We start from the raw sequence: 23,915 nt of genomic DNA on the forward strand, positions 1-23,915 counted from the left end.
ATGAAACATATTATTGATGCAAGTAATTTTACTTTGCACGGTTCTTTTAGTAAAGATTATCATCCAATCCTAACTATTCAACCAGGTGACTCAGTCCAATATTCAACGGTTGATATTGGATGGGGATTTACCGAAAGAAATGGAAGGAGAACGGAATATACTTCAAGGGAACATGAACGGATGTGGGGACATCCAGTTGTCGGACCTATAGAAATTAGTGAAGCCAGAGCTGGAATGACTCTTGAAGTTGAAATTAATGAGATTATTCCTAGTTGGTATGGGTGGAACTGTGCTGCAGGTAAATCAAATTGGCAGAATGATCAGTTAGGATTATCATATTTAGAACAAATTAGATTTGATTGGACAATTGACAAAGAAAAACGCATTGCAATAGGGAAAAGGAATAATAGAGAATTCACCGTTCCAATTCAGCCCTTTATGGGCGTAATGGCGACAGCACCAAGTGAACCGGGTGTTCATTCAACGATTCCCCCTCGTTACTGTGGAGGTAATATCGATTGTAAGGAGCTTGTCAAGGGAAGTACGTTATATTTACCGATATCAGTCGATGGTGCGTTGTTCTCAGTCGGAGACGGCCATGCAGCACAAGGCGATGGTGAGGTATCAGGACAGGCAATTGAATGCCCGATGGAACTCGTTGATTTAACGTTTTACGTAAGGGAAGGCATATATTCCCATATGCCGTATGCCAACACACCTTCAGGTTGGATTACTTATGGATTCGATGAAGATTTAAATAAAGCGACAATAATAGCATTAGATGGAATGATTTCTCTTATTCAACAACAATACAAAGTTAGTAAATCAGAAGCAACCGCATTAGCCAGTGTGGTAGTTGATCTACGAATTACACAAATCGTAAATCAAGTTAAAGGGGTCCATGCAATATTGCCACATGGTGTATTACGTTAATCCATTCTAACATCATGAAAAATTGAAGAAAAGAATGCATTTTGGATTGAAAATCACAGCTTTGGTTCAAAATAGGATTAGCAGGAAAAAATTTATGCAAAAAGGCTAATACTATTAAAGAGGTGATCGTTCATGACATTAGATTGGTTTGATAGAGTATCTGCAGAGCTGCAAGACGATCTAGAATCAATTTGTGAACAGTATGATCAAATTGGTCATATGTCTATTGATAAAGGAGCTAAACACCCTCGAATTGAATTTTTTGTTGAATCTGAGGAAAACGAACGTGAATATTTTTGCACGCTCTTTTTTGATCCATTTAATAATGAGTTCTATATTGAGTCATTTGACTTAGATCTCGACCTAAGTTCACGAACGATACTCGAAGATATTGATGATATTATCGACGTTGTTCATGAAAGTTTCCATGAATTTATGGAGGATGAGGACTATGTTTTAGCATATGAATACGAGTATGATGATCAGGATGAGGATCACATCGACAGTGATGAAGATGAATATGAGACGTTAGAAGTTGATTGGGAAACACCAGAGGTGACTGCCTATATTGATGAGAATGAAGATGTTGAAATCACTTATAAATTCGGTGTTATCCAAGAAACAGGAGATGGAATCCTCCAAAGAATGAACCGTGTGAAAACAGAGGATGATGAGTTAATTAAAGATGAATTTAACTTCATCTTCAGTAAGGATGAAGCTAGTACGATTATTGCAATGATCGCCAGTCATATGGATTCAATACAAAGTTTAGATACGGGATATTAAAGGTAAAAGGCCCTCCGTACATTGGAGAGGCCTTTTCGGTTTGTAAAGATATTATCATTAGAATTCTGGTAAATTATCAAGGTTATTGGCTTTTATCCCATCGGGTTCACTTCGTAAAATATCACGTCCATACTTATGAAACACATCTACATGAGCTAGGTTTCCTTGTTTCGCTTCAGTTAAGGCGGAAATGTAGTCGAGCTCACGACCGCTACTAGTTTTAAATGCAATTAAGTCACCATCATCATTTTTTCGAACTGCAACAATGGCTTCTTGAGAACTACTTGTTGTCATAGCCATCTCTTCTTGAGCCTCATTTCGGTATTGATTATATACTTCTTCATAATGATCATTTGTTGTCATTAAAATTTACCTCCTTTATCATACATTTCACATAGTTTATGTATTTTTAAAGTTTGAATACTAAAAGCGTAATTGTCTAAAAATACAAGAGTAATCAATTAAACGTGGACAGCGGAAAAGGGTCTAGAAGAAGTTGGAAAGTATATGAAGATCCATGAAAAGAAACATGGTGAACTAGTGCCTCAATTTGAGGATGCGATTAATAATTTAGATCGAAAAATTACAGATTATTTAATTCAACTATCTTCACACTCCTTCACAGTTGAAGACTCCAAGCTGCATTCTACGTTAATGGATACAGTAAGGGATATTGAACGAATTGGTGACTATATGGAAAATATTATGGAATTGGTACATTACTCGTTTAAAATGAAATCGTTGTACAGGGTCAGCAGGAATTATTTACGTTGATATTGTAAGTAATTTAGAGCGAGTAGGAGATCATGCTGTAAATATTGCTGAAGTGGTAATTGGAGAAGAGTAAAAGTAAAACGGCTAGAATTTATCTAGTCGTTTTTTATTATGAAATACACAGCAGAGATACCGATACAAAATATGTAAAGGTTTTGATTTGATTACAATGGACATTACAGCATAAAATAATAGTAACAAGTACTTTTCTTGTCAGGCAGTTCTGACTCTGTCATGTCACACCTTCTGAAGGAGTACAAAATGAACAAATTAACTACCGTCTATCCACAAGCAGTTGAGCATACAAAAAGAAAAATAATGGAAGATATAGAACGTTATTTAGAAGAAAAAGAATCCATACCGACTTATGAGCAGTACATAGCTGATCGCCATAACTATGTAGAGCAAATTTGGGTTAATGTATGGCTAAATAAAATTACAAATGATGTGTCAAAAAGAGAAAAGAAAGCTTTTTTAACAGAAAGGAATTATGAAGTAGACGGAATAGATAAAAAAATCATTAATCGCCTATTCCGTAATGAAATGAGGGACTACCGGCCATTTAATGTGATCGGATGGTTGAAAGAGAGGTTTTCTGGCAAAGATCTAGAATGGAATGAACTATTTGATAAAGCCAAAATTAATTACGCTAAGCGAAAAGAAGAAGAACGTTTAGCGGAAAAGCGTAAGATGGTTGAATCAAATATTGAAGCTGTTTTACAAGAAATAATGGAACAAGATCAAGAACTCTTGTATCTTTATATACGTCACCGTGTAAGCCAGCAATTGGCGTCTGATTTTAATACGAAGTCAAAGTATCGAAAAGTTGAGACATTTAAGATTGAAGAAGAATTAGAAGAAATTGGACCGTTTTCTCCAAAAGACTATTTTACTGTTTCAAAGTTCTTTGATGAATTAACTGGAGCTGTACAAAAAGCGTATTACTGGGAATATGAAAGATATTTATTCGCATATCAGCGTTTTATCTATGAAAAATTAAGGTTGTATGTAAGCAAGCTAGTATTAGAACGTCTTTCATCTGAAAACTATGTACAGTATAAGGAAATTTATAATCAACCCTTAACGGATATAAGAGTAAGTGTGATCGTTAAACCATATCTTCCTTATTGGGAGAAACGCTTTTTTTCAAATATACAATCAGAGTTGCTTGATGATCTATTAAGTCTTGCAGATGTTCCGTTTGATGTGGATGAACACAAAAAGATTTATCATAATGACTTGATTGAAAGAGAACGAAAGAAAGCCGAAGAAGAGGCGGAGGCAAAAAGAAAGCAAGAAGAGGAAGCAAGAATCCTTGACGATATCTTCGGGCGTGAATACAGACCATCAGCGGGGAGAAATATTCGTTATGTCTTGCATATTGGTGAGACCAACACTGGTAAAACTCATCATGCGTTGGAACGGATGAAAGAAGCTTCAAGTGGTTTATATTTGGCTCCACTTCGGTTACTTGCTTTAGAGGTTTATGACAAATTAAATGCAGAAGGAATACCTTGTACATTAAAAACAGGGGAAGAAGAAAAAACTGTAGAAGGAGCAGCTCATAATTCTTGTACGGTTGAAATGTTTCATGAAAAAGAGTTCTATGATGTGATTGTTATTGATGAAACGCAAATGATAGCAGATAAAGACCGTGGTTTTTCTTGGTATAAAGCAGTAACGAAAGCAAACGCAAATGAAGTTCATATTATTGGGAGTCGAAACGCAGAATCAATGGTGCTTGAGTTATTAGGGGATTCTGAAGAAGTAGAAATCCATGACTATACGAGAGATATTCCACTTAAAGTTGAAAGAAAAGAATTTAAAATGAGCCACACGAAAAAAGGTGATGCATTAGTTTGTTTCTCAAGAAGAGGAGTTCTTGAAACAGCTTCACAGCTACAAAAGAATGGGCACTCTGTCAGTATGATATACGGGAGTATGCCACCTGAAACTAGAAAAAAACAAATGCAACGATTTATTGATGGCGAGACGACAGTCATTGTTTCGACAGACGCAATTGGCATGGGCTTGAATTTGCCGATACGTAGAATTGTGTTTTTAGAAAATGAAAAGTTTGATGGAACTAGAAGAAGAAGACTTACTTCACAGGAAATTAAACAAATAGCAGGACGGGCAGGTCGAAAAGGGATCTACGATGTTGGAAAAGTCGCCTTTACAAGTGAGATCAAAATCATGAAGCACCTTTTACAACAAGAAGATGAATCGATTCAGTCATTTGCGATTGCACCTACAAATGCTGTGTTTGAACGATTTCAAAAGTATTATCGTGATCTAGGGACTTTCTTTGAGCTTTGGGAGAAATTTGAAAGTCCTAAAGGGACGAAAAAAGCAAGCCTATCAGAAGAACGGGATTTATATGAAACAATAAGTGGTACTGAAATTGAAGCACGTCTCTCAATGATGGACTTATATGGATTTTTACATTTGCCCTTTTCATCAAAAGAGCCAGGCCTAACCGAGCAATGGCAAGAGAAAATGATTGCTATTGTGAGGGGGGATGATTTACCTGAGCCTCAAATTGTGAAAGGGTCGCTCGAAGAACTTGAGCTTTCTTACAAATCGATCGGTTTGCATCTTTTGTTTTTATATCGATTGGAGAGAAGAACAGAAGCAATGTATTGGGAGCGTGTACGTGAGGAAATAAGTGATGGAGTCCATGAAGTCCTAAAAAATGATGTAAGGAATTTATCAAAAAAATGTAAATACTGCGGTAAAAACATGTCATGGGAGCATGAATTTACAATGTGTGATGACTGCCACAAATCACGATATCGACAAAGGGAGAGAGGAGGCTACCGGAACCGTAAGTATTATAGATAAAGAATGCAATATACCTCGTTTTAACATGCGAAGTATATTGCATAGAGTTATCACTCCACTTCAAGGTATCCATGTTTATTTAAATTTTCTAGTGTTTTTGATAATTTTGGTGTCTGTTCTATTTTTATAAACAGTCTTCGCACGAATTTTGAATTATCTTCAAAAATTTGTAAAATGAAATTAGCGCTATATTTGTAGGAGTGATTATATGAGTAAGGAGAAAGTATTAATATTAATCGGTTTTTTCTTTGTCAACGGACTTTTAATTGGAAGTTTATTTACTGGTAGGGATTATATAATGGAGATCCTTCTGTTCACAGTGGTAGCAAATGTTCTTTATGTTGGATTATTAGCCTACGTGAATAGACAAGCAAGGTCAGATTGACCGATCAAGAAATAGGACGAATTCAGAAGATCGTATTTAGAATTCGTCTTATTAATGCGCTCATATTAAAAACGATAATGCGATCACAAAAATCGATAAATGATATAAAAGATCTAACGTATTCCTTCCAAAGGATTTACTAAGCATATTCAATGCAACGTAACCAGACCTAATTACAATAATAATTAAAGCTATTTTTATTAAAATGGCTGGAATCATGTCACACCTCCACTTATTATGTCTCCTATAATATGTGTCGGTAGTGGAGATAAGACTAATAATTGAAAAAGCAGAACGTTAATCGTCCTGCTTTATTGTCCTATTGTTTACGTTTTTCAATTTCTTGAGTTACTACAAAAGCAAGATCTTCATTTCCAAAGAGTGAAAGTACGCCAAGTAACGTATCATCAGCGATCTCCTCTGATTCGTCTTTTGGAACGGTTAATTCAATTGCTTGTTGTAGTGCGGGATTCGCAGTCTGGTTAGGATAAGCTATTCCATAAATAGCAGCAGGATCTAAATCATGATTGATACACCACTGTGCAAAAACAAGGATCATCATGTGCTCATCACGTTGGAAGTTGCCAATGATTCGTTCTTCGACTTCTTTATGTTTCATTGTTACTTTGCTCCTTTAATCTGTTTCATTCATTAGTGAGTTTAATTGTTTATAGAAGTTTTTGTTATAAGATGTAATGATATGAGTTCTTGCCTTCGAAAGGGGAATTACGGCTTTGCAACCGCGACCCTGGCAGGCTACATCATCTTGATTCATCTGAATTAAGTACTTTTTACGTTTTTTGCATGCAGGGCATGTAGCACTAATTAAATGTACAGTTGCACCTCGTGAAAAGGCCCCGTCCGTTTTATCTTTTGTTTCCTTGGATAATTCTTGAAACAACACAGCATTTGTTGCAGCTCGAGCTGTTCGTTTAATTAATGTTTCAAGAGTTAGCAATGGTTTGGGGTTTCTAACTGGGTTTTTCTTAACTGTAATATTATCATACTCATCCATTTCTAATAACCCATATCCTTTAGGGATTTCATCGATTGTTAGTAAGCCTACCGGTGTCATCAAATAGGCATAATCGGCTATTTGATGATACCCATAGTCTGAATGCAAGACTTCATCGCGAAGGAAGTCAGAACGAGTAGCTTTCACTTCAATAATGCGAGCTTCTTTCCTTTTTAAATTAATTCCTAAAGCATCTGCTTTAAAACGCTTCCTATGTACAAAAAGCTTTACTTCGTTTGCACACAGGTCCGTCACTTTATCTTTTAACCAATATAACGATTGTATCTTAAGGTGTTTGTGTGTCTTACTCTCCATAATACATTCCTTCCAATTTCTCTTGTCTACAACCATCCAACAACATAAAAACTATACAGAACTGCTGTTAACGATAATCCTATCATACAAACAAAAAGCAAATTTTGTTTTACAATAACACTTGTCGGCTTATCCATGAGTTTTGCAGCCATGAGCACTTGACCAGAAAAAGGTGATAATTGAGTTGAAACAGTCCAAGCAATTAATAAGACTAATGCTAGGTATTCTGGACTCACACCAAATTGATCAGGTGATAGAGCACTCCCAATTCCGATAACGATAATAACAGGATGAATTCCTATTTGTGCAAGAAGAGTAGCTAATATGACCAATAATAAACTAATGAAAAAGACAGATCCAAATGAAGCTTGGAACAGCACCTTCGATAAAAAGTTTCCGATATCTGTAAGTGACATAGCCATTCCGAGAAAACCTGCACTAATAAATACAGCCAGTTCATTTTTTAACTTGATGAAAGCTGTTTGAACCTGTTCGGAAACATCTTGAATAAATGTTTTTAAGTTGTTAGTCATGATAGCAAAACAGACCGGCAAAACAATTGCTAGTAATGATACGACTGTTAGCATTTGGACATGTAGTAAGAAATCTAATAAAAAAGATAAGATTATTAGAACCCCACAGAAAGTGACGAATCCACCTATGGAGGATTGATTCGAATGATCGTTCGGTGTTTGGTCCACTTTTTCAATGAGGGGATCATCTTGAAATGATATTCTCTTAAACATAATCATACAAAAAACAATGTATATACACGCAAGAATTAAGCCGTAACCACCAATGTCAAACCAAGCAACATCAAACAAAACAAGGACAAGACCAACATTAACAAAGTAAGGAGACCATAGCATCGACGTAGCAAATCCACGCATAATGGTTAACGTTAATGCTTGATTTCGGTAGCTTGAGAAACTTTCATCTGCAATCCTCTTCACAATGGCCATTGAACCGAAGTTTAACAAGACACTCATTGTAGCAGTTAAGATAAAACTAAGGCGATATGGATGTTGTCCGGCTTCTTTTTGTCGTTCTTGTACCTTTTCTTTTAAAGCGGATAAATAACCAGCTGTTGACATAAATGTCCCAATTAAAGGGATTAGCAAAAACAAAGTAAGTAAATTAACATTTTCACCGAACCCAAGAAGAGCTACAGTGAAACCACTGTTTTCAATAATTAAACATACGGTTCCAGCAGCGAGTAAGAGCAAGACAATTACTCGATTTATTGTTGTTAAGAAAAAGAGTGCACAAATAAGCAAAATAGCTGAAAAAGCACTATAAGTAACCTTTAAAATGGAACTTGGATAGAATGAATCAATTAGGTAAAGGATCGAAGTTACATAACAAAGGACTCCTAAAACGCGTGTGAACAAATGAAAATGCGTAACAGCCATCTCCTTTTTCCTGTTGAATTCAAATGCTATTTCTCCATTCACTTTATTTTAAAGTGAGTGAGCGATTGCGTAAAGGAAAAAGTAAGTCAGATTATTAAAGTGTTGTGTAAAAAGTGAAGATTTACCGTAATAAAATAGCTGATAGCTTGATAAAGATGAGATAAAACATTTTTCATCCTTACCTATAGAAAGGGTGTTTGTTATGGACATTATGGAGGCAATATTAACGAGAAGGACCATCGGGCTTGTGAAGGAGGTTCCTGTTCCTAAAGAATTAATTGAACAGATCCTCCATGCCGGTACGCATGCCCCTAATCATTTTCGCACAGAACCATGGAGGTTCTTTGTCTTAACTGGAAACGCGAGAACCCGATTAGGTAATGTGTTTGAGGAAATTACAAAAGCAAGTCTTGAGGATCCAACAACAGAGGAAAGTCAAAAAAAATTAAAAAGAAGTCAAACCAACCCATTACGAGCTCCAGTGATCATTGCGGTTGGAGTTGAACCAAGTAAGAAAAAGAATGTGATTGTTAAAGAGGAGTATGCAGCTGTCAGTAGTGCCATTCAAAATATGCTGCTTGCTGCCCATGGGTTAGGCTTGGGAGCAATTTGGCGCACGGGTACAATATGTTACGATAAGAAAGTCAATGAATTTTTTGGAATGTCTAAAGAAGGTGAAATGTTAGCGTTTATTTATCTCGGTTATTCAAATATGAAACCTCCTAAAGTTAAGAAAACTCCATACAAAGAAGTTACAACTTGGCTTGAATCTTAATCGACATAACAGCATCCTTTGTAGAAATGGATAAGTACATCCTTTCTACAAAGGGTGACAAATTTAGGGAATAAGAAAACGAAAGATATTATACGCACTACTTATCGATTGAAAGAAAAAGAGAAAGCCCCAAACAAATGCAGGGATATATGTTAGCTTTTGTAGACCATAGGCATCTCCCGCGTTTTGTTTATTGGACATGCTTAAAAGAAAAATAGTTATTGATGCTAGAATAGAGTGAACTAAAATGAAGCTCGAAAGAAAGTAAACGACTATCTCCATGACTAAACGTAGCTGAAAGTATATTAATAAAAAACAACTTCCAATAAAGAATAGGAGCCAAATGATCCCATAAAAGTTACGAACCCAAAGTAGCAAATTTATTATAGCTAACCCCAAAAATAAATAAAATAAAAGTGAAACGTGTCCCTCAGCTATAAGGTAGAAGCTTAAAACAGTGACAACTGATGCGAATGTATATCCAGCATAAGTAACGATAACTGAACTAAGCCAGGATCTTGACGCTGTATAGGCGACGCCCTCTGTTGTTCGGTATAAAGAAGTTGAATAAACTTTCCCACTTGTTAAAAGGGATGCGATTGCATGACCACTTTCGTGAATTAAGGTGTGAACAGTGCCGAAAAGTGACTTAAGAAACGGGATAAATGTAATGATGACAGCAGCAAGAATATAGAAATATAAATGATTCACATAAATCCCTCCTTATCTCTAAATCATAGCCATAAAGTCACTTTTTTAAATAAATGGATAACAGCAGTTAGTATAATGGAGGGCTCTTCTAGAAAAATTAGACAAAATGATGAAACGTGTTATTCTATTGGTAATACAATTTATTCTAAAAAAGTGGAGGCCATTAATGAATTATATTTCAATAATCGTCCCGTTCATCTTCATATTAAATATTGCTTTGGCGATTATGATTATATTTTTAGAACGACGCAATGTCAGTTCTATTTGGATGTGGGTGTTAGTTTTAACCCTACTTCCGTTAGCTGGTTTCTTTTTATACATTATTTTCGGTCGGAATTTAAGTAAATCAAAGTTATTTAGATGGGACGAAAAAAGCTATCATATTTTAAAAAAACTTGTTGCTACACAGTTAACGTCGTTTCGAGAAAACAGAGTAGAAATTAGAGACGATACAATAGAGAAATATAAAGATTTCATCATTATGAATTTGGCTCATAACGCATCTCTTTTAACTCAAAATAATAAATTAGACGTATTTATTGATGGGAAAGAAAAGTTTCACTCTTTATTAGCTGATATTGAACAAGCAAAGCAGCATATACATATTTTATATTATATTATTCGTGATGATGAACTTGGAAATAAGTTAGCTGATGCTTTAGCTAAAAAAGCAAGTGAAGGTATTAAAGTCCGATTGTTGTATGATGACTTAGGTTCACGTAAATTAAGTAAAACATTTGTACAAAAGATTAAATCTGCCGGTGGAGAGGTGGAATCATTCTTTCCCCCAAAGATTCCTTTTATCAATTTAACGATTAACTTTAGAAACCATCGAAAACTAGTAATTATTGATGGGAAAGTAGGGTATATTGGGGGATTTAATGTCGGAGATGAATATCTAGGATTAAATGAGAAGTTTGGATATTGGCGTGATACCCACTTGCGTATAGTTGGTGAAGCTGTGAATAACATTCAAACACGTTTTATTCAAGATTGGAATCAAGCGGCAAGAAAAGAGTTATTAATTAAAGATTACCGCCTTTCTTTTGAGAAGGAATATGGCCAATGCGGAATACAAATTGTATCAAGTGGACCAGATTCTCAACTTGAACAAATAAAAAAAGCATATATTAAGATGATTTTGTCCGCCAAAGAATATGTTTACATTCAATCACCGTACTTCATACCAGACGAGAGTCTTCTAGACGCCATAAAAATTGCTTGCTTTTCTGGATTAGATGTACGTATTATGATCCCAAATAAGCCAGATCACCCATTCGTTTACTGGGCAACGTATTCCAATATAGGAGAGCTTTTGAAAATCGGTGCAAAAGTATATATATATGAAAATGGTTTTCTTCATTGTAAGACGATTGTTTCTGACGGGGAAATTGGATCTGTTGGGACGGCCAATATAGATGTAAGGAGTTTTCGTTTAAATTTTGAGGTTAACGCATTTCTATACTCTTCCGAAGAAGTCGTTGGCTTAACGGATATTTTTTATAAAGATATGGAACATTCAAGAGAGTTGACACTTGAGCAGTATGAACAGCGTTCGTTAAAGATTCGCTTTAAAGAATCTGTTTCTAGATTGCTTTCTCCTATTCTTTAATTCATTTGGATATGGAACATGTTTGAGTGGTGGAGGTGTTCTTTTTTGTTTTTAAAACCTTTTGAAACAAAGCAAATGCTTGAGGCAATATTAGGTAGCATTGATGAAGCGATACATGCCGTGAACTCAGAGGGAATTACGATTTATTACAATCAAGTTGCCGCAACTAATGACGGATCTAGTATAGAGGATGTCCTTGGGAAACATATTTTAGATGTGTTTCCATCTCTAAATAAACAATCAAGCACGTTGCTAAAAGTAATCGAAAATGGGAAACCGATCTTTCAGCAAACTCAAACATACACAAACATAAAAGGGCAGCTTATTGATACAGTGAATACTACGTTACCGATTAAAGTCGGCGATAAGATTATTGGGGCAGTTGAAATCGCAAAGGATTTAACGACAGTAAAAAAGCTCTCACAAACATTAATAGATCTTCAAGAGAAAGTGAACAACAAAAAATCAAAGCCGGTTCCCATTATGGGTGCAAAGTATAGTTTTGATGACATTATTACGAGAGACCCTGAAATGAATCGGGTAAAGAAACTCGCTCAAAAAGCAGCTAAGACGTCTTCTCCAGTTTTGGTTTATGGCGAAACTGGGACAGGGAAAGAATTACTTACTCAATCGATTCACAATGCATCGATGAGAAAAAGAGAGCCTTTTATTGCTCAAAACTGTGCAGCATTGCCTGCTTCATTACTTGAAAGTACGTTATTTGGAACGAAAAAAGGGAGCTTTACAGGCTCGGTTGACCGAATTGGTTTATTTGAACTTGCTCATAAAGGGACGTTATTTTTAGATGAAATCAACACGATGTCACTCGATTTTCAAACAAAGCTTTTACGTGTAATTGAAGATGGAGTCATTCGGAGGGTTGGTGGTATCGATTCTTATTTAGTTGATGTAAGGATGATTGTTGCTATGAATGAACATCCTTTAGCGTGTATTGAGAAAAAACTACTACGCTCTGACCTTTATTATCGTTTAAATGTTTTCTTTCTTGAAATTCCTCCGTTAAGAAAGCGAAAGCACGACATTCAATTGTTAGTCGAGCATTTCGTAAAGAAATATAATTATTCATTTAATAAATTGATTGTTTCGATTGACGAAAGAGTATTGCAAAAGCTTGAAAGTCATGATTGGCCTGGGAATGTTCGAGAACTTGAGCATACGATTGAATATGCAATGAATCTGGTAGATGAAGACACCATTACTGTGGAACATCTACCTATTTATCTTCAAGAACAAGAAAGTGTAAGGGAACAAACAACTTCTTTATCTCTTCGCCAAACATTAGAACAAACAGAGATTTCTATGATTCACCAAGCATTAAAAGAATCCAATCAAAACATCTTACAAGCAGCCAATCGATTAGATATCCCTAGACAAACTTTACAATATAAAATGAAAAAACACGGCATCTCTTTGAAACATTGAAGTAGGAAGGGGAATGGATGTGAAGCTACCTGAAAACAAAAAGTTGAAAACGGCTCAATATACAGTGGATTTATTCTTAGATCATTTTAATGAGCGACTTAGAGTCGATGATTATAGAGGTAATGTTAAAGCTATTGTGTGTGAAATAAGAGAATTGCTCAAGGAAAGCAAATTTACGAAAGTAATTTTCCATTCGAAACCTGAACATTGGAAAGAATTGTTAGAGTATGGATATGAATTAGAAGCTATTTTCAAAGGTTATAACAATGGGACAGACCAATATACGATGGCTTTCTTTAAAACAAATGAACGTAGAACGAGTGAAGACTGGATAAAAGAAGATGAAATTCTAGCGGATGTTTATAAGAAAGGAAGGGAATCTGAAACAAAAGAAGCACCTGACTATTATATCTATAGAAGAGCAACTAAAAAGGATATAGACAAACTCGCCATGCTTTATCGAAAAGTTTTTAAAGTGTATCCAACTCCCATGAATGAACCTGAATATGTGAATAAAGTCATGAAAGCTGGTTCAATTTTTTATCTTGTTGAATATAACGATGAAATAGTGAGTGCGGCCTCAGCTGATGTCAACTATACGTATAACAATGCAGAACTTACTGATTGCGCGACTTTGCCTGAACATCGTAAGTACGGATTGATGAAGACATTATTAAGTGAGCTGGAAGCTGAATTAAAGAAGGAACAAATATTTTGTGCATTCTCCATTGCTCGATCCTTATCTTTTGGTATGAACTCAGCATTTTACCAGCTTGGCTATCACTATACAGGTAGACTAATAAAGAATTGCTATATTTATGATAAGTTAGAAGATATGAATGTATGGGTCAAAGATTTATCTATGGAAACTTAAGAGAAGTAGAAAGATTATTTTTTCTTGAAGAAACACCTCATATTGAGGGCACTTAAAAAGGAGAATGGATCACATTTTCGGTGCCCTCTCATGTTTGGGTGTTTTTTTATGATTTGATATAGTGTAGTTAATATTTCGCTCTGCAAAAAACTGATACTCACTATTCATTAGCTTTGATCTTTTCTCGAATACTTTCAAGCTCTTCTAAAGACAACGCTCCTAACGATTTCTTTATTTCTTCTTCAATTAGTTTCCTGTTGTTTTCGCGGTATTGATCCCACCATTCACGTAATCCTTCTGTGTTACTTAAAAGATATTCAATGTCAATTTCCTCGACTTCATCATCAGACAGATAATTCAATACAGCAACTAGCCACCGATTAAGATTCTTTATTTCATCTTCGTATCTTATCTTGATAGCTGATAGTTCATCTGTTTCCTTTTCTGTCTCGTTATTTGCAGTAGTTTTACGAGGCATTGTCTCAACTCCCTGTTTTTAGTTGTTTAATTATTAGTATTACCAAAAAATACGTACACATTATCCTGAAATTACCTAATGTTGAGTTAGGACCCCCAAAAATAAATCAGGGAAATTCAATCATTATCTGTAATAGAACAAGCTATTTCTAGAATAAAATATTTAGATAAAAGAATGAGGGGAGGAGTTATATGAATGTAAGTAATCCAGCTGGTTTTTGGGTTAGACTTGGTGCAGGTATTTTAGATTCGATTATATTATTTGTAGCACTTGGTTTTATTTCATTTATTGTTTACAGACAGTTTTTTACTGATAGTTTCTCTTTTATCGATTCGTTTAATTTACTATACTACTTGCTCTTGCCAGTATTTTGGTACGGTTATACGATAGGTAAGAGAGCATTAGGTATTCGAATTGTCAGAGTGGATGGTGAAAAAGTAGGTATTGGCACAATGCTTTTGAGGGAACTTGTAGGCGGGTTTGTTTATGCGATTACATTAGGAATTACGGTTATTGTTAGTGCTTTTATGGTTGGGCTAAGAGATGATAAACGTTCAATTCATGACATGATTGCAGGAACATATGTAACATATGATCCTCCTCATGATACTGAGAAAATGTAAGAAATAGGGGCTATCCGAAATGTTAAAATACAACTTTTCGGATAGCCCCTTATTGATGTGTAACTTTGTAATATATACATTTGTATGTACTAGTTTAACAAGATTTCATTATTACTATTCTATAATCTTCGTGGTATTATTAACTATTAGTAGTTTAGTACAACGATTTCAAAAGGAATGAGCAGAATGGTTGATAAATATATAGCTGAGGTGAGAAAGCGTTGCCTTGACTCTGGAATAGACCCAAATAAGATTCCTTTGTTTACAAGGGTTACAGATTACGAACTTATGAGTATTCAAGAGGAATACAGGGATACTTTATCTGTCATCAGACTTTTCATTAATAAATTTCTATCTAAAACTAAAGGGACGCCATTATTTGTAACAGTGACTGATGATAGAGGAACATTTATTGAATATATGGGAGACGAAAGTTTGGAGCAGACTATCGTTCATCAAGTGGGATTGCAAAAAGGGGTTCAATTTACGGAAAGCAAAGCTGGCGTTAGTTCGATTCTTGCTGCTATTGAACTAGAAAGGCCCATTCAAGTTCTAGGAACGGATCACTACCATAACTTCCTACATACGGCAGCCTGTTATAGTGTCCCTTTATATGTTAATGATAAATTGGTTGGTACGATTTCTATAATGACATTTTTGGATTATGCCCATCCAATGATTTTAGCCACATTAGAAACAGTTGTTGATTCTATTAAGAGTGAGCTAGACTTACGTGAGGAAAATCGATATTTAGACAAAATGAATCAAATGATGTTGGAACAATCGACAACAGGTCATATTGTACTGAATAAAGAAGGGAAGATAGTGAATGTAAATCCAAAAGCAAAAGCTATTCTTCCAGAAGTGCAACTGAAATGTAAATTCATTCAAGATATTGAGGCATTTAATAATTTATATAAGCAATTTAAAGATGGTCAAAATATACGTAGCTATGAGGTAATGATTCATAACTCGAAAAATATCGTTTGCTTAGTTGATTATTTTCCTCTTCCTTATAGCAATGAATAGGATGTAGGCTACTATATTTTTATCATAAAAAGTAGGCACTTTCCTATAAATAGGAAGTGTCTATTTATATAAGTCCGTCTTTGAAGAAGCATGTGTCATTATATAGGAGGGGTAACTTTTGAGAGGTGTTGTAGGATCGATGGGAAATGGAAAGGCTATCACTTCTTTTGTTTTGGGGATACTTTCAATTCTCACTATAATTATTATGTTTATAGGGATCGTTGTGGGGATGGTTGGACTCATATTCGGTATAATAGCGTTAAGAGAAATGGAACGTTCTGAAAAAGGTGAAAAGAAATTAGCAATCATAGGGATCGTATGTAGTAGCATTGGTATTTTACTACCAATATTGTTTTCTATTATAGCTATAACAGCTTATATGAACCCTAGTCCTTTATAAATCACTTTTTAGGATCTGATGGAGAGCAGGGCTGAGTATATAATTAATTTACATCTAATGCGGTTGTGGCTGGTAATCCGGCTAGAGTGATTAACCAAATTGACTTGGAAGATAAGAGCTAGTTTGAAGGTTGAAGAGCTTGTTGAAGATGCAGAAGTTGACTGGATTTTTAGGGAAGAATGAAAAAATTTCAATGTAGTACTCAATAAAGGGGTGTCATAGGTTAAAAAACCTTTTGAACACCCCTTTCTTACTTTTAATTAAAACTGAGAGCCACCCATTTGCTGCTCAGCCATTTGAACTAATCTTTTTGTAATTTCTCCACCAACAGAGCCGTTTGCACGGGAAGTCGTGTCAGCTCCTAGTTGAACCCCAAATTCTGATGCAATTTCGTACTTCATCTGATCCAATGCTTGCTGTACACCTGGAACTAATAATTGATTTGAATTATTATTGTTACTTGCCATGTTTAAAACACCTCTTTCTTGGTTTTGAGATTAGTATCTATAATTATCTTACTTTTATGTAACCAAAGAGATGTAAATTTCACCAATTTAGAGGGGTGAAAGTATGCAAAATTTTATCCGCAATCTAAACTATGGCGTCTCCTAACTATCTTATGATGCAGCCCAGGCTGGTAAGAACTGTGGATGAGAGTTAAGAGACATATTCAATAATATACATTTTTGTGAGTTTCAATCTAGGTAAATGGAAGTAAGTAAAATTAGTGAACTTGTCATGGTATATAGTTTGAATTGCATTTACTTTATGCTCAGGGTCGCCTAAATGAAGTGAGAATAAATATATATTTTTAAGTTTTCATTTTAAAATATAGCTCTGGTCATTATTTCTTATTCAAGATTCCTAAGTATTCTTTCCACGGTCCAACATCCTCGCTGTATCTCTTAGCCAATAATCTAACGATTTGAGAAATGTGTGTTAAATCATGAATAGCCCATGTAGACAGCAATTCTCTTACTTTTACTACTCCAAATGCAGGGTGTAATCCTGTTAATTCAAGGTGTGAGTTAGGTTTGATAAGTGATTTTAATTTTTTTATATTTTTTACTCTAATACATTTAAACTCTGACAGCTTTTGATTCATAGTACATTTAGTTTCCTCATTTAAATGTGAATATCGATCAAATTCCGGAAAAGGCTTAGTTTCTCCTTCTAGAAGAATTATTTCTAATCTTGGAATCCAAAGAACGGATTCATGCATTTATGAATTTAGAGAACAGACATTAATTGAAAACCATGTTTAATAGTGGTGCTCTTTATCCTCTTGATGCCCCTTAACTTTAGCTTCGATTGAAACAACCAGCTTATTTTGATAGCGTGTTGATTTAGGACGATGAGAACTTTTTTTAATTTTCACAGGCTCATGTATTTGATCAGATATTTTACTTAGTTGCTCTTGTAATTCCATTTTTTGATGGAGGTCTAAATACTTGGAAAATCTAGAGTGGCAATTTTCTGTGATCCACTTTAATGATTTTAACATGGCGTTATATAAGTGTTTGTGGGCTATTTTGTTAAATCTTTGCTTTAATGTTTCTTCATAGACGAGAGTTTTTTGTTCAATTAATTTTGTTTGATTAATTGTTTTGTTAATACAAGCTAGCTGAGACTCAGCTGAGAGGTGTTCAAATTCTCTAATATCATGAAATTCTTTAATCGTTTCAATATGTGTTTCTAAAAATTCAGAGTTCAGTATTTTATTTATTGTTTCCTCCTTAACCGAATCTTTTAATGTTGCTGAATTAATCAGATCGTTTAATTTTTTATAATTCACTTTATTAGCTTCAGATATGTTTTTTATTGTTACATCTTCTTTTGGTTTTTTTAAGTATCTATATATGGTAGCTTTATGACGCTGGCATTCTTTGGCAATGTCAGAAACGGAATAGTTATGGGTTCGTAAATAGTTAATCATATCCGATATTTTGGTACGGTTTTTTCTTATTGTATTTAGCTCAATTTTTAAGCGTGTAATCACACGTTCAAGCTTGTTGGTTTCTTTCATCACTAAACAAAAGGTGTGGGTCTTGTTATGGTTAGTAAGATTGTAATACTGTATCATTCCATCTACTAAATAATATTTATTGTCTATTGTTGGTCCTTCAACGACGAGTGGGGGAGTTTGGTCATGGAGTTTAGTTGACGGTAAATCCATTTCATCTTCAAAAAAATTCCCTTCAAGAATGATATCATCAAGCCGAATTTTTCTTAGTTTCATTTATCGCATCACCTAACTTATTTTTTTAATGGGTATTCTGTACTGCTTTGTCCTATGACTTCAATTATTTGAATTTTCAACATTTTTATCGTTGTTAGTTATATAACGTATAACATTACGTAGAAGAGAGTTTTTATTGAAGCAAGAAACAAGAAAAGGAATATTAAATAGGAAACAACTTCTATCACCTTTTATACAAAGGAATTTTGCTACAGTTTTCTGACGGGCGGGAGGGTTTCAAAAGGTTAAAGAGACATGCCCTTTTGTTACTCTCAAGTATTATAGACTGTTACAATTCATGATTTGTACCACAATTTATGATAATTTAACAGGTTGTAACTGTTTAACTCAATCCCTTGGAACTTCTCGTCAGCTTCAATAAAAGCATGCGTTTGTCGTTGATATAGGAAAATAAGGTAATAGTTGTCTAAAAGAAATGACTCAATGTTTCTCAGTTTTTTGTATGCAATTTGTGTATCTGAGCTTTGGCTAATAACATCCAACAATGAGTGTAAATACCCTTTTGCTTCTGGTGGCAATGTGTTAAGGATAAAACTAGTATTATCTGTGATTGCATTTAACAAAGAAAAAAGTCTGTCTTCACTAAGACTAATTTCTGTTACAATTAGATCAGTTTTATGAAGCTGATCCGATTCGGCTAGTTTGTCTATATTGATCATTTCAGATTGTAGTTTAATTCCTAACTCGCTAAATACTTCTGTTAGTTGTTCTAACTCAAAGCTGAAATATGGATTTTGTTCGTAGTTTGTTGCAGTAAGCTTTAGCGTTTGACCTGTTAAGCCTTGCTCTAAGAACCATTTTTTTGCTTCGTCAAAATTAGATTTTTGCCGTAATATGCTTGCATGTTCATCGAAAAGGCTATCTGGAAACCAGACTTCATGTTTTGGGTGATTGTTAAATCGCTTCGCTCGATCAATTGCATAAGAAAGCATTCTTCGAAAATTGGTGTGACGGTGGATTCCTGCCTTTTTGTGATTGACGACAACGTAAATGCCTCCTAATTCCGGAAAAACAGAGTCATGTGTTTTCGTTGACTTAGTTTTTTGATCTAAAAGTTTATAGCGAATCTGTCTAGATGGCGGATAAGAAGAGTTAGGTAAATTAAATAATTCCACTTTGTCTAAAAAGGGGCGATAGCCAAAATAACTAGAGAATGCTTCGAGAACGAGATACCCTTTAATATGGTCAGATATTTGAAAAGGACCGCTTCCTATTGGTCTCATGTTGAACGCTTCCGGGTCTTTTTTATATAAGTGAACAGGAATAATCATCGATTGGAAATCTGTAAATAAATGCAGAAAAAGTTTGTTTGGTTGATGTAAATGAAAAGTAATGACGGTTGATGAATTTTCTTCTATATGAGTTATATCCTCAATGACTTTCATTCTCCACCTATCCACCTTTACTTTTTTCCATAGTTTAATATTCTCCTTGATTGTTTGCGACGTTAAAGGACTTCCATCGTGAAATAAGATACCTTTACGTAAATAAATACGCCAAATACGTCCATTATCTAGTTGTTCCCAGTGATGAGCTAGCTCTGGGACAAATTCGTGTTTCTCGTAATTATATTGTATAAGATGATTGTATATATGTTTGGCAAGGTGCCATTCATGTTTTGTTGTCATATTGAAAGGGATCAATGTGTGGATTTCGCCGTAGAATGGGTATCTAAGAACATCCATTTTATTATCTCGTACCAATTGGAACTGATCTTCTAACCATTTAACGAACGAAGTCTCCAACTTAGGTTGATTTTCGATCCACCTTAGTGCTCGTTTAATATCTCCATCTTCCATCCATGTTTGAACATATTGTTGTTCCACTTCTTGTGGTTTCAATAGAAAGGCTAAGGTGGAGGCTTTTCCTCTTCCAGAACTTGCTTTCCAGCGAATCCATTCTTGAGCGTGCATTTGTTTAATAACAGACTTGGCATGGCGTTCCGAGCAGGAAAGAAGATCAGCAATTTGAGAAATATATACCTGAGCATCAGTAGGACCCAGAGTAGAATAAAGGGTGAAGTAATGTTTGTTTAATTTCATACTCTTTTTTTCCTCCTTTTATCAAAAGGGTGATAATAAGGTATTTCGATATCTTGTCTTACTCTTCCTGTTTTTTAGGGGAAAATAGAATTCTTATAAACTTAAGAGGAAGTATAGCTAAATTAACCAATACTCTGTTTAATTTAAGTGTGATTAACAATTTATGTTAAACTAATTGGGTCACAAATTGAAATGGCTATATGAAAAATATTCCTGAGGAACACTTTGAATTAAGAATTCTTTGTTTTTTAACACAACTTTGAATTTGCCTTGTAAAAATAGATTTAAACGCCAGAGAAAGTAAAAAAACTATGAAAAAAGGGGGAAATTGTATGGAAGGTGACACACGTCTTGTTAGGTATAAACCAATTAAAAATAATAATGAGCCGAAGAAGGTCCTTTCGTTACTGCAAAGTCTTTTCATCTCAATTCCTATCTATGCCATTTTGGGTAGCATCTATTATTTTAATATTATTAATGGTTTTTTATTTTTGGGTTCACTAATTATGACGATGGTTACTGCGTTAATCTTTTTAGTTATCTATCGGAATAACAAACGGAAAAGACTGACAAGTGTATTTTTAATATTGTTCTTACTGCTCTACTTTTATTATGAATTTCCTCTCTTAAACTATGAAAGTCATACTTATGTCATAACTGGATACGAGGAACCTGAAGAACTACTTAAAGATTCAGGTATACATATATTATCAGTGAAATTAATCGATATTCATTACATAGATAACAAAGAAGTAATTAGAGACACCTATACTAGTGGTGATGTTGAAATTTATGAGTTATACGAAATGACAAATCAAGATCGCTATAAAAGTAAAATAAGAGAGAGTGTAAAAACGTTGGGGCTTGAAAAAGAAGACTTCCATCAAATGGGGGAGAATGTGAAAAATTACATTCAGGAAGACATTGAATTTATTAATGCTTTCTTGGAACGAGAAAATATGATCGGAAACAGTGCTGGGTTAGCACTAGCGCTAACAGCTATGATTCATCAAGGAATATTAGTGAATAATATTCCATTTGGAGTTACAGGAACGATTCAACCTAATGGGGATGTTTTGGAAGTAGGAATGATTAAAGAGAAAATGTTAATTTCCGAACAAAAAGGGCTACCATGGATTATCATACCAATGCAAAATGTTGAAGAAGCAGAAAGAGTGAAGTTTCAAGAAGAATTATTGATTGAAATTTTGTCTGTTAGTCATATTGATGAAGTAAAAGAAGCTATCAAGCAATTAAACAAACCTATGTAGAGTATTTATAGAGGAGAGTAATAATAAAAAAAGCCAAGGCAAATGCCAAAGGCTTTTTTTATTAGAAGATGGAATTGAATCGCCAAATCATTCCATGAATTGGACTACAATCCAACGTTTTTCGGGTAACTTTATAGTAACAATTATTTTATATGTTGAATGCATTCCTGTTAGAAAATATAACAAGAAACATACATTTCAAATACATATTTAAAGTAGTATATTATTCTTATTTTTCCTTATTAGATCTAATATCTTTTAATAACCCTCAAATGCTGCTTTAAGTCATTTAGATTTCTATATGCTTCTTGGTACTCAACATCTATGTGAGTGACAACATTCATGACGATATTTTTGTCGTACTCTCTTTTTAAAATTGAAAATACAAGAGGTTTTTTCGTTTTAATTACTGTCATAATCTCAACAATAGGTAATGTGACAGTTGTTGTTCTTGTTTTTAATAAGGTTATGATGAAATCTTTGAATTTTTGTACATATTTCCTTTCATCAGGTGTTTCCATTATTAATTCGTCAAATTGCTGTAGGGCATTTATTAGTTCAGATTCTTTTACGTTCATCATTTCCAAACACTCCTTAATAAATATTTACTAATGAGTCTTTATATCTGTTATCGAAGGAGTTGTATTCATTGGCAGCTGACTAACAGAGGTTTTCTGTTGTTTCATATAGTATTGCGTCCTTACTTTTCATTCGTTTATCATATCCTACAATCAGTTAATGAGATATGCGATTTATAGTGTAACAGAAAACATCTTGGAAAATGGGGATTCCTTTCAAAATAAGATGAAAGAACTATTTAATGTATTTCGGCTTTTAACAGAGTTTTATGTAATAAATTATTCAAAATTATGGTAATGTTAAAGTATTATTAAAGAGGAGGGGTTAGTTGTGACCATATTAATTCCTGAAATAACACTAAATGATGGTGTTACTATTCCAGTTATTGGATTAGGTACATATACTCTTAAGGGTAGTCAAGGAGCCGATGCAATACAAAGCGCTATTGATGAAAGAGGGTATCGGTTAATTGATTCTGCTTATAATTATGAGAACGAAGGAACAGTAGGTGAGGCTGTTAGACGAAGTTCTGTTTCAAGAGAAGAATTAAGGATTACTTCTAAACTACCAGGACGATATCAAGAGTATAAAAAAGCTGTAATAACGATAGAAGAATCTTTATATCGTGCGAATTTAGATTATTATGATTTATACCTCATTCATTGGCCTAATCCAAAACAAGATAACTACTTAGAAGCTTGGCAAGCATTAATAGATGCTAAAAAGAAGGGACTAATTCGATCAATTGGTGTTTGTAACTTTCTGCCTGAACATTTAGCTCGTTTAGAAAGGGAAACCGGTGTTATGCCGAGTATAAACCAAATCGAATTACATCCTTTATTTAATCAAGCACTACAAAGAAAATGGCATGAAGAGAATAACATTACAACACAATCTTGGAGCCCGTTAGCTCGAGCGAATGAAGTTTTAAAAAATAGTATTTTGCAACAAATTGCAGAAAAGCATAACAAATCAATATCGCAAATTATTTTGCGTTGGCATTATCAACTTGGAGCTATTTCAATTCCTAAATCTTCGTCTCCTGAAAGACAATTTGAAAATATATCAATTTTTGACTTTTCCTTAGATGAAGCAGATATGAATCATATATTAGGTTTAAATCAAACTGATGGCAGAATAAATAATCAAGATCCTGCTATTTATGAAGAGTTTTAAATAGAGTAATTAATAATGAAGTTCGTCGAAGTACTGCTATTCAAATCCGCCCAAAGAAATAATGGGCGGATTTTTAGCTTTAATAACTAGCTGTTATATAATTTAGCTTTTGAACATGATCCCCTTGTTTCCATGCATGATTTGTCCAGCTCCTGAATAAATATAAAAAAACGATCTT

General features: G+C 34.3%; 24 protein-coding genes and 2 pseudogenes. 14 read left to right on the forward strand and 12 right to left on the reverse strand.

Features of this window, described 5'->3' with window-relative positions:
- Both AC1FXP_RS00720 and AC1FXP_RS00725 read left to right on the forward strand, forming a co-directional pair.
- Positions 1-933 carry an acetamidase/formamidase family protein gene (locus AC1FXP_RS00720; RefSeq protein WP_480058027.1) on the forward strand — a complete coding sequence of 311 codons (933 nt, stop codon included), beginning with the start codon at positions 1-3 and terminating at the stop codon, positions 931-933.
- 132 nt (positions 934-1,065) lie between these two features.
- On the forward strand, positions 1,066-1,719 hold the full coding sequence (locus AC1FXP_RS00725; protein WP_480058028.1) for a hypothetical protein: 654 nt from the start codon (positions 1,066-1,068) through the stop codon (positions 1,717-1,719).
- 57 nt (positions 1,720-1,776) lie between these two features.
- Here AC1FXP_RS00725 and AC1FXP_RS00730 read toward each other — a convergent pair whose 3' ends face one another.
- Positions 1,777-2,082, reverse strand: a complete 306-nt coding sequence (locus AC1FXP_RS00730; RefSeq protein ID WP_480058029.1) for a DUF3892 domain-containing protein — start codon at positions 2,080-2,082, stop codon at positions 1,777-1,779.
- Between the two features lie 111 nt (positions 2,083-2,193).
- Between AC1FXP_RS00730 and AC1FXP_RS00735 the strand changes: the two are divergent.
- The 3 genes and pseudogenes from AC1FXP_RS00735 to AC1FXP_RS00745 form a co-directional block, all read left to right on the forward strand.
- Positions 2,194-2,566 (forward strand): annotated as a pseudogene (locus AC1FXP_RS00735) (PhoU domain-containing protein); the annotation flags it as partial.
- Between the two features lie 188 nt (positions 2,567-2,754).
- Positions 2,755-5,337, forward strand: coding sequence for a helicase-related protein (locus AC1FXP_RS00740; protein ID WP_480058030.1), 2,583 nt, complete (start codon positions 2,755-2,757; stop codon positions 5,335-5,337).
- 208 nt (positions 5,338-5,545) lie between these two features.
- Positions 5,546-5,722, forward strand: coding sequence for a hypothetical protein (locus AC1FXP_RS00745; RefSeq protein ID WP_480058031.1), 177 nt, complete (start codon positions 5,546-5,548; stop codon positions 5,720-5,722).
- A gap of 60 nt (positions 5,723-5,782) precedes the next feature.
- Here the strand turns inward: AC1FXP_RS00745 and AC1FXP_RS00750 are convergent, their stop codons facing one another.
- From AC1FXP_RS00750 to AC1FXP_RS00765, 4 genes are all read right to left on the reverse strand, one after another.
- Complete coding sequence (locus AC1FXP_RS00750) at positions 5,783-5,941, reverse strand: hypothetical protein (RefSeq protein WP_480058032.1); 159 nt, start codon at positions 5,939-5,941, stop codon at positions 5,783-5,785.
- Positions 5,942-6,041: 100 nt separating this feature from the next.
- Entirely contained in the window at positions 6,042-6,341 is a 300-nt protein-coding gene (locus AC1FXP_RS00755) for a hypothetical protein (RefSeq protein WP_480058033.1), read from the reverse strand.
- A gap of 15 nt (positions 6,342-6,356) precedes the next feature.
- Positions 6,357-7,052, reverse strand: coding sequence for a hypothetical protein (locus tag AC1FXP_RS00760; protein WP_480058034.1), 696 nt, complete (start codon positions 7,050-7,052; stop codon positions 6,357-6,359).
- A gap of 26 nt (positions 7,053-7,078) precedes the next feature.
- Positions 7,079-8,464: a hypothetical protein gene (locus tag AC1FXP_RS00765; RefSeq protein WP_480058035.1), complete on the reverse strand. Its 1,386-nt coding sequence runs from the start codon at positions 8,462-8,464 to the stop codon at positions 7,079-7,081.
- Between the two features lie 202 nt (positions 8,465-8,666).
- Between AC1FXP_RS00765 and AC1FXP_RS00770 the strand changes: the two genes are divergently transcribed.
- A complete protein-coding gene (locus AC1FXP_RS00770; RefSeq protein ID WP_480058036.1) occupies positions 8,667-9,239 on the forward strand; it encodes a nitroreductase family protein in 573 nt (190 codons plus the stop codon).
- A 63-nt stretch (positions 9,240-9,302) separates the two neighbouring features.
- Here the strand turns inward: AC1FXP_RS00770 and AC1FXP_RS00775 are convergent, their stop codons facing one another.
- Positions 9,303-9,950 (reverse strand): M50 family metallopeptidase, encoded by a 648-nt coding sequence (locus tag AC1FXP_RS00775; protein ID WP_480058037.1) that lies wholly within the window; start codon positions 9,948-9,950, stop codon positions 9,303-9,305.
- A 166-nt stretch (positions 9,951-10,116) separates the two neighbouring features.
- Here AC1FXP_RS00775 and cls point away from each other — a divergent pair, with 166 nt between their 5' ends.
- The 3 genes from cls (at position 10,117) to ablB (ending at position 13,879) form a co-directional block, all read left to right on the forward strand.
- Positions 10,117-11,562, forward strand: coding sequence for a cardiolipin synthase (cls, locus tag AC1FXP_RS00780; protein WP_480058038.1), 1,446 nt, complete (start codon positions 10,117-10,119; stop codon positions 11,560-11,562).
- Positions 11,563-11,637: 75 nt separating this feature from the next.
- Positions 11,638-13,005, forward strand: a complete 1,368-nt coding sequence (locus tag AC1FXP_RS00785) for a sigma-54 interaction domain-containing protein (protein ID WP_480058875.1) — start codon at positions 11,638-11,640, stop codon at positions 13,003-13,005.
- Positions 13,006-13,024: 19 nt separating this feature from the next.
- Positions 13,025-13,879, forward strand: a complete 855-nt coding sequence (gene ablB, locus AC1FXP_RS00790) for a putative beta-lysine N-acetyltransferase (protein WP_480058876.1) — start codon at positions 13,025-13,027, stop codon at positions 13,877-13,879.
- Between the two features lie 160 nt (positions 13,880-14,039).
- Here ablB and AC1FXP_RS00795 read toward each other — a convergent pair whose 3' ends face one another.
- Positions 14,040-14,357, reverse strand: a complete 318-nt coding sequence (locus tag AC1FXP_RS00795) for a hypothetical protein (protein ID WP_480058039.1) — start codon at positions 14,355-14,357, stop codon at positions 14,040-14,042.
- A 191-nt stretch (positions 14,358-14,548) separates the two neighbouring features.
- On the opposite strand from AC1FXP_RS00795, the gene AC1FXP_RS00800 reads away from it, so the two are divergent.
- From AC1FXP_RS00800 to AC1FXP_RS00810, 3 genes are all read left to right on the forward strand, one after another.
- Positions 14,549-14,980: an RDD family protein gene (locus AC1FXP_RS00800; RefSeq protein ID WP_480058040.1), complete on the forward strand. Its 432-nt coding sequence runs from the start codon at positions 14,549-14,551 to the stop codon at positions 14,978-14,980.
- A gap of 186 nt (positions 14,981-15,166) precedes the next feature.
- Positions 15,167-16,009 (forward strand): hypothetical protein, encoded by an 843-nt coding sequence (locus tag AC1FXP_RS00805; RefSeq protein ID WP_480058041.1) that lies wholly within the window; start codon positions 15,167-15,169, stop codon positions 16,007-16,009.
- A gap of 118 nt (positions 16,010-16,127) precedes the next feature.
- The gene (locus AC1FXP_RS00810; RefSeq protein ID WP_480058042.1) at positions 16,128-16,409 is read left to right on the forward strand and encodes a DUF4190 domain-containing protein; all 282 of its coding nucleotides are present in this window, start codon (positions 16,128-16,130) and stop codon (positions 16,407-16,409) included.
- 260 nt (positions 16,410-16,669) lie between these two features.
- On the opposite strand, the gene AC1FXP_RS00815 is transcribed toward AC1FXP_RS00810, so the two are convergent.
- From AC1FXP_RS00815 to AC1FXP_RS00830, 4 genes and pseudogenes are all read right to left on the reverse strand, one after another.
- Entirely contained in the window at positions 16,670-16,876 is a 207-nt protein-coding gene (locus AC1FXP_RS00815; protein ID WP_034742580.1) for an alpha/beta-type small acid-soluble spore protein, read from the reverse strand.
- A gap of 377 nt (positions 16,877-17,253) precedes the next feature.
- Positions 17,254-17,613 (reverse strand): annotated as a pseudogene (locus AC1FXP_RS00820) (DinB family protein); the annotation flags it as partial.
- Positions 17,614-17,670: 57 nt separating this feature from the next.
- Positions 17,671-18,648, reverse strand: a complete 978-nt coding sequence (locus AC1FXP_RS00825; RefSeq protein ID WP_480058043.1) for a hypothetical protein — start codon at positions 18,646-18,648, stop codon at positions 17,671-17,673.
- A 296-nt stretch (positions 18,649-18,944) separates the two neighbouring features.
- Complete coding sequence (locus tag AC1FXP_RS00830) at positions 18,945-20,711, reverse strand: ABC transporter substrate-binding protein (RefSeq protein ID WP_480058044.1); 1,767 nt, start codon at positions 20,709-20,711, stop codon at positions 18,945-18,947.
- Positions 20,712-21,043: 332 nt separating this feature from the next.
- Here AC1FXP_RS00830 and AC1FXP_RS00835 point away from each other — a divergent pair, with 332 nt between their 5' ends.
- Positions 21,044-21,982: a S16 family serine protease gene (locus AC1FXP_RS00835; RefSeq protein ID WP_480058045.1), complete on the forward strand. Its 939-nt coding sequence runs from the start codon at positions 21,044-21,046 to the stop codon at positions 21,980-21,982.
- Positions 21,983-22,230: 248 nt separating this feature from the next.
- On the opposite strand, the gene AC1FXP_RS00840 is transcribed toward AC1FXP_RS00835, so the two are convergent.
- Positions 22,231-22,563: a hypothetical protein gene (locus AC1FXP_RS00840; protein ID WP_480058046.1), complete on the reverse strand. Its 333-nt coding sequence runs from the start codon at positions 22,561-22,563 to the stop codon at positions 22,231-22,233.
- Positions 22,564-22,891: 328 nt separating this feature from the next.
- Between AC1FXP_RS00840 and AC1FXP_RS00845 the strand changes: the two genes are divergently transcribed.
- Positions 22,892-23,737 (forward strand): aldo/keto reductase, encoded by an 846-nt coding sequence (locus tag AC1FXP_RS00845; protein WP_480058047.1) that lies wholly within the window; start codon positions 22,892-22,894, stop codon positions 23,735-23,737.
- The last annotated feature ends 178 nt before the right edge of the window (positions 23,738-23,915 follow it).

The sequence above is a fragment of the Halalkalibacter sp. HAAS-P013 genome (genome assembly GCF_056619925.1).

Bases quoted from the DNA above. Each gene is read 5' to 3' on its own strand.
- AC1FXP_RS00740 (WP_480058030.1), top strand. From the start codon at position 2,755: ATGAACAAATTAACTACCGTCTATCCACAAGCAGTTGAGCATACAAAA.
- AC1FXP_RS00755 (WP_480058033.1), bottom strand. From the start codon at position 6,341: ATGAAACATAAAGAAGTCGAAGAACGAATCATTGGCAACTTCCAACGT.
- AC1FXP_RS00730 (WP_480058029.1), bottom strand. From the start codon at position 2,082: ATGACAACAAATGATCATTATGAAGAAGTATATAATCAATACCGAAAT.
- AC1FXP_RS00825 (WP_480058043.1), bottom strand. From the start codon at position 18,648: ATGAAACTAAGAAAAATTCGGCTTGATGATATCATTCTTGAAGGGAAT.
- AC1FXP_RS00795 (WP_480058039.1), bottom strand. From the start codon at position 14,357: ATGCCTCGTAAAACTACTGCAAATAACGAGACAGAAAAGGAAACAGAT.
- AC1FXP_RS00725 (WP_480058028.1), top strand. From the start codon at position 1,066: ATGACATTAGATTGGTTTGATAGAGTATCTGCAGAGCTGCAAGACGAT.
- cls (WP_480058038.1), top strand. From the start codon at position 10,117: ATGAATTATATTTCAATAATCGTCCCGTTCATCTTCATATTAAATATT.
- AC1FXP_RS00720 (WP_480058027.1), top strand. From the start codon at position 1: ATGAAACATATTATTGATGCAAGTAATTTTACTTTGCACGGTTCTTTT.
- AC1FXP_RS00750 (WP_480058032.1), bottom strand. From the start codon at position 5,941: ATGATTCCAGCCATTTTAATAAAAATAGCTTTAATTATTATTGTAATT.
- AC1FXP_RS00770 (WP_480058036.1), top strand. From the start codon at position 8,667: ATGGACATTATGGAGGCAATATTAACGAGAAGGACCATCGGGCTTGTG.
- AC1FXP_RS00785 (WP_480058875.1), top strand. From the start codon at position 11,638: ATGCTTGAGGCAATATTAGGTAGCATTGATGAAGCGATACATGCCGTG.
- AC1FXP_RS00830 (WP_480058044.1), bottom strand. From the start codon at position 20,711: ATGAAATTAAACAAACATTACTTCACCCTTTATTCTACTCTGGGTCCT.
- AC1FXP_RS00840 (WP_480058046.1), bottom strand. From the start codon at position 22,563: ATGATGAACGTAAAAGAATCTGAACTAATAAATGCCCTACAGCAATTT.
- AC1FXP_RS00805 (WP_480058041.1), top strand. From the start codon at position 15,167: ATGGTTGATAAATATATAGCTGAGGTGAGAAAGCGTTGCCTTGACTCT.
- AC1FXP_RS00760 (WP_480058034.1), bottom strand. From the start codon at position 7,052: ATGGAGAGTAAGACACACAAACACCTTAAGATACAATCGTTATATTGG.
- AC1FXP_RS00835 (WP_480058045.1), top strand. From the start codon at position 21,044: ATGGAAGGTGACACACGTCTTGTTAGGTATAAACCAATTAAAAATAAT.
- AC1FXP_RS00745 (WP_480058031.1), top strand. From the start codon at position 5,546: ATGAGTAAGGAGAAAGTATTAATATTAATCGGTTTTTTCTTTGTCAAC.
- AC1FXP_RS00815 (WP_034742580.1), bottom strand. From the start codon at position 16,876: ATGGCAAGTAACAATAATAATTCAAATCAATTATTAGTTCCAGGTGTA.
- AC1FXP_RS00800 (WP_480058040.1), top strand. From the start codon at position 14,549: ATGAATGTAAGTAATCCAGCTGGTTTTTGGGTTAGACTTGGTGCAGGT.
- AC1FXP_RS00765 (WP_480058035.1), bottom strand. From the start codon at position 8,464: ATGGCTGTTACGCATTTTCATTTGTTCACACGCGTTTTAGGAGTCCTT.